Annotated in this window: 6 protein-coding genes; 4 read left to right on the forward strand and 2 right to left on the reverse strand. The window is 64.9% G+C overall.

Going from position 1 to position 5,115, the window contains the following annotated elements; genetic code table 11:
• From JOY90_RS13315 to JOY90_RS13330, 4 genes are all read left to right on the forward strand, one after another.
• Positions 1-972 (forward strand): hypothetical protein (locus JOY90_RS13315; RefSeq protein WP_291691587.1); only part of this gene is annotated, 972 nt, incomplete at its 5' end.
• 214 nt (positions 973-1,186) lie between these two features.
• Positions 1,187-2,551: a TadE/TadG family type IV pilus assembly protein gene (locus tag JOY90_RS13320; protein ID WP_291691588.1), complete on the forward strand. Its 1,365-nt coding sequence runs from the start codon at positions 1,187-1,189 to the stop codon at positions 2,549-2,551.
• A 10-nt stretch (positions 2,552-2,561) separates the two neighbouring features.
• Complete coding sequence (locus JOY90_RS13325; protein WP_291691589.1) at positions 2,562-3,152, forward strand: TadE/TadG family type IV pilus assembly protein; 591 nt, start codon at positions 2,562-2,564, stop codon at positions 3,150-3,152.
• On the forward strand, positions 3,149-3,700 hold the full coding sequence (locus JOY90_RS13330; RefSeq protein WP_291691590.1) for a TadE/TadG family type IV pilus assembly protein: 552 nt from the start codon (positions 3,149-3,151) through the stop codon (positions 3,698-3,700). Before JOY90_RS13325 ends, JOY90_RS13330 begins: the two co-directional genes overlap by 4 nt.
• A gap of 49 nt (positions 3,701-3,749) precedes the next feature.
• Here the strand turns inward: JOY90_RS13330 and JOY90_RS13335 are convergent, their stop codons facing one another.
• Together JOY90_RS13335 and JOY90_RS13340 are read right to left on the reverse strand one after the other, a co-directional pair.
• The gene (locus tag JOY90_RS13335) at positions 3,750-4,442 is read right to left on the reverse strand and encodes a hypothetical protein (protein WP_291691591.1); all 693 of its coding nucleotides are present in this window, start codon (positions 4,440-4,442) and stop codon (positions 3,750-3,752) included.
• A 33-nt stretch (positions 4,443-4,475) separates the two neighbouring features.
• A partial coding sequence (locus JOY90_RS13340; protein WP_291691592.1) for a hypothetical protein occupies positions 4,476-5,115 on the reverse strand: 640 nt, incomplete at its 5' end.

A 5,115-nucleotide genomic window follows, 5' to 3' on the forward strand; every position in this document is an offset into this window, starting at 1 on the left:
GACGCCCTCGCCGCCTACGATGACGCGCTGAGCCGCTTCAAGGCGATCCTGGCCGAACGGCGCAGCCAGATCGAGGCGAAGGAACGGCTGCCGAACCTGCCGGGACAGGCGCTCTATCTCGCCCGCATCGGCGTCATCAGTACCTACAAGGATCTGACCGACGCCGTCCCGTCCAGGATCGGAAGGCCCAACAAGTTCGGCATTCCGCCGCGATATTTCGACGCCGACATCGAGCCGCTGGTCGAGGAGTACGGCAGGCTCTTCAACCTCATGGAGGCGCCGCCGCCCGAGGCACAGGGCTCGGCAACGCCCTTCGAGGACGTCGTCGCGCTCGGCATTGCCATCGCGCGGGCCAAGGGGCTCGATGCGGCCGCTGCCGAGACGGCGGGGCGCATCAGCCTCGGGCTGTTCTTCGCGGAAACGAACGGCAAGCAGAACGCGGGAAATGCGCGCTCGAACACCTATATCGGCAGCCTGCAGACGTCGCCGAGCGAAGACCGCAACGGCCGCAGGAAATGGGAGGCGATCAGGACGTCGATCGCGGCGCTCGACCGCAAGCTCGGCCTTCGCGACGACGAGGAGGAGAAGCGGGTCGGTCACCTGGATCATCGGCTCAACCACTGGACCGCCGTGAGGGACGCCCTGATGACCGCGCATGCGGACCTCTTCCCGCAAATCCCGGCAATCGCGCGGACGCTGCCGAGTCCGATCGATCAGATGAAGCTGTTCGAGCTGCTGCAGATCATCCCGTCTCCGACGCGCGCCGCGCTGGCGTCGGGCCATCTCCTCGGCTACCGGATCTCCGAGCCGAGGATCATGAGGTATCTGCGAAACAACAGCATCTTCGCCTTCGGACGAGCCGACCGGGCGCGGACATCCGCGACCTTCCGCGACATCCTCGATGCGATGTGGCTGTTCGACCGGAAATTCGAACGCGCGCTGGCGAAGTTTCGCGAGATCAAGGCGCATTGAGCGGCCCCGGCCCGCGGCGATCGCCGGGTCGAAATTCTCAGCCGGCCTTAAGGGATCGTTAGCGATGCCGGCTCAATTGCGCCGCGACCGATTCTACAGGCCCCTGTTCCCGGTAATTGAGTAAGCGTTGCTTAAGGAGACACCGTAAATCTACGGGTGAAGCCGTGCGGCTGGCCAGACAATTCCTGCAATCGGGAGCTGTAGGGGTGAGGACATGCTCCACTTTCTAGTGCTGGGTTTTCTCAGGAATCGTGACGCCAACGTCGCGGTGATGTTCGCGCTCATGATGGTTCCGACCATCTACCTGCTCGGCATGTCGCTGGACTACACCAAGGCCCAACGCATGCAGGCGCAGCTCAATGCCGCCGCCGACGCCGCGGCGATCGCGGCAGCGACGCCGTCGATGATGGCGAAGAGCCCGACGGTTGCCCAGGCGATAGCCCAGAGCATCTTCAACGCGACGGCGAACAATCTTGCCGGCCTGTCGGGCCAGCCCAACGTGACGATCACCATCGGCAATTCCGGGCTCGTGAGGACGGTGGTCGTCAGCTACACGGCAAGGTCCACCAACAACTTCCCTGCGCTGCTCCGCGCGCCGGCGTGGCCGATCCGGGGCTCGGCGACGGCCAGCGCTTCCGGGGCGCCCAACATCAATTTCTATCTGCTCGCGGACGATTCGCCGTCCATGGCGATCGCCGCGACCCCCGGCGACATCCAGGCCCTGGTCAACGCCACGTCCAGGCAGGGAGGATGCGGCTTCGCCTGCCATGAAACACACCCGTCGTCGGACAATCTCGGAAATCCGAATGGTGAGGACAACTACGCGCTGGCCCGCAACCTGAATGTCACGCTGCGCATCGACCTCGTGGCCCAGGCGGTCGCGGGCCTCATGAGCAAGGCGCAGACCACGCAGCAGCAGAACAACAACACCTACAAAGTCGCCATCTACAGTTTCGACTACGGGCTGAACACGATCTATGCGCCCTCCGGCCAGCCATCCACCGACCTGTCCGCGGCCGGCACGGCGGCGGCCGGCAACATCCAGCTCCTTCAGGTCTACTCCAACAACTACTTGACGTCGTCGAACAACAACAACGATACCGACACCAACATCGAGGGCGCGTTGAGCGCGGTCGACACCATCATGCCTGCCCCCGGCGGCGGCACCAACCAGACCGGAGACACGCCGCAGGAAGTCGTATTCCTCGTCACCGACGGCGTTGACGACATGTTCGTCTCGGGCGCCTCCGCCTGCATCGGCAACGGCCTCAAGGTCGGCTCGCAATACCGATGCCACGCGCCAATCGATCCGACGATCTGCACGAAGATCAAGGACCGCGGCATACGCATCGCCGTGCTCTACACCGAGTATCTGCAACTGCCGACCGACAGCTGGTACAACACCTACGTCGCCTCGCTGAACAATCCCGATCCGGCAAGCGGCAAGATCGCGCAAGGCTTGCAGGCCTGCGCGTCACCGAACCTGTTCTACGACGTGCAATCAGGCGGCGACATCACGGCAGCACTGCAGGCGTTGTTCGACAAGGTGGTCCGCACCGCCGCCCACCTGACACAGTGAGAAGCACGTCATGCGCACGCCCCGGGACTCATCCGACGTCTCATTCGGCATCTCATCCGACACGAGACGACGCCGCGATCGCGCAACGGCGTTGCTCGCCGATGAATGCGGCGCAACGGCGGTCGAATTTGCCATCGTCGCCGTCCCGTTCGTCGCGCTGGTGATCGGCATCATCCAGGTCTTTCTGGTCTTCTTCGGGCAGCAGCTCCTGGAATCCGTGGTGCAGGGAGCGAGCCGCCAGATTCTCACCGGCCAGGCGCAGGCGGCTGGCATGGATCAGACCACGTTCAAGAGCAATGTCGTCTGCCCGCAGATCAGGATCATCTTCGCCTGCGCCAATCTCATGGTCGATGTGCAGTCCACAAGCTCGTTCGCGGCGGCGAGTACGTCCCAGCCGCCATTGACCTTCAACTCCAGTGGCCAGGTGACGAACACCTGGCACTACTCCCCCGGCGGTCCGGGCGACATCGTCGTGGTGACGCTGATGTACCAGTGGCCCGTCTTCATGGGTCCGCTCGGCTTCACCTTGGCCAATCTGCCGAACGGCAATCGCAAGATTGCAGCCACCGCCGTGTTCCAGAACGAGACCATCGACCAATGAAAAGCATCACCTCTCATTTGCGATCATGGTCGACCGACGTCCAGGCCGTGGCGGCGGTCGAGTTCTCCATCGTGGCGCCCTTCATGCTCGTGCTCATGGTCGGAGGCGTCGAGCTCGGCAACGGCATGGCGATCAAGGTCAAGGTCACCGCAACCGCGCACTCGATCGCGGACCTGACCTCGCAGCAGCAATCCATCAACAACGCCCAAATGAGCAACTTTCTCGACTCGGCGGCCAAGATCTTCACGCCTTATCCGTTCACCACCGCCACCGGGATGGTCACGGTTTCCGAAGTTTCCACGGACGCCAGCGGTGCCGCCACCGTGACCTGGAGCGACTCGCGCTATGGAACGGCGAGGACGAAGGGCCAACCGATCACGCTTCCGACGTCGCTCGCCGGCACGCCGAATGTCTCATTCATCCTGGGCGAGGCATCGTACCGATATCAGCCGAACCTGGGCTACAACATCGTCGGGACCGTGACGCTGACCGACAGCTATTTTCTCTATCCGCGCAAGTCGGTTTCCATCACCCGCACCGCTTCGTGAGCCATTCCCGGCGGCGGCGCCAGCGGCGGACGCGGCGCCCGCCCGTCCATCATTCGGCATCCGGGAGGGCCCGCGGCTCGACCAGCAGGCCCTGTCGTTCGTAGCGGCCGCGCGTCCTGCTGAAACGCACGACGACGGCATAGCGCTTGCTCTTCGCTTTCGCCCGGCGCGTCGCCAAGGCGTCGCCCGCCGGCAGAAACACGAGATCGCCGAGCCCGGCACAGCTCAGGCATGCCGGGCCGGGTGTCTCCATCATCAACAGATCGCCGGTGCCGCCGCAGCGATGGCATGTCCACCCCGCCTTCGTCGGCAGGATCGCCACCAGCTCGGGAGCGCGGCTGGCCTTCTCGGCCAGCCGCTCGCGCTTCTTCTCGGAAAGCGCCGGCGACACCCAATGCGTCCGGTAGGCCTCCTCGATCGCGTCGGTGCCGCTCCTGCTGAAGCGCAGCGTCTCGCGCCGCGGCGTCCGCGCGACATAGTCGGTCTGTCTCGCCAGCAATCCTTTTCCGAGCGCCCAGCAACGGAACAGCTCCATGGCTTCCGAAACGCGGGACGGATTGGTCTGCAACAACCCCTCGAGGCATTCGACCTGCCCGCGGCGCCAGCGCTCCAGCGAGTTCGGGTCGAGCCAGCCGATCCCCAGCAGGATGTCGACGGCACTGACATCGCTCTGGGCAGCCAGCGCCGTTTCCGCCGCGCGGGTGACTCGATCCGAAAGCTTGGTCCGGCTCTCCGGGCTCATGGCTCGAACTCGCTGTTCGGCCCAATACTAGCATCATCCGCCCAGCGCCGACACATGCCCAATATCCTGCCGACGCTGCTTCGCGCGCCGTTCATAGCTCGCCTGGTTCTTGGTGGCCACCAGCGTGTGCGGGCTGCCGCGTTTCTCGGTCGCAAGATCGAGGTCGCAGCCCGTCCCCCGGGCACTTTCCTCGACATGGGTGCGCCGGCCCATGATTGCCTTGAGGTACCATTGCCTCTGCTCCGGCGCGAGCAGGAATGCGCCCAGTCCGCGGCAATCGGCACAGGTGCATTTGAGGGGATTGGTCCTGCGCCAGTCCTGTGGCGCCTGCAGCGGCAGCGCGATGCGCTGCCGCAGATGATCGAGCGCCGCTGCCCGGAGCCGCCCCACCGCAGGCCACGCAGCGCTTTCCGCGAGCTTCACCAGCGCACAGGCAGCGGGTACCAGCACGTCGTCCAGCTTGTAGGTTTTCGGCCAGGCCAGCAGATGCTCGACAGCCCGCGTCGCCAGTACCGTATCGATCCGGCTCGTCGCGATCAGCAGATCGACGACGAAGCCGGGCTTGATGGACTTCGGCCGATCGTCCCAGGGATCGCGCTCCCGCTGCTTTGCCGGTGGACCCGGCAGGGCCTTCACCAGGGCCGCGCCGATCTGCTCCAGGCCGAGCGCCGTG

The sequence above is a fragment of the Bradyrhizobium sp. genome (genome assembly GCF_019242285.1).
Classification (GTDB): Bacteria; Pseudomonadota; Alphaproteobacteria; order Rhizobiales; family Xanthobacteraceae; genus Bradyrhizobium.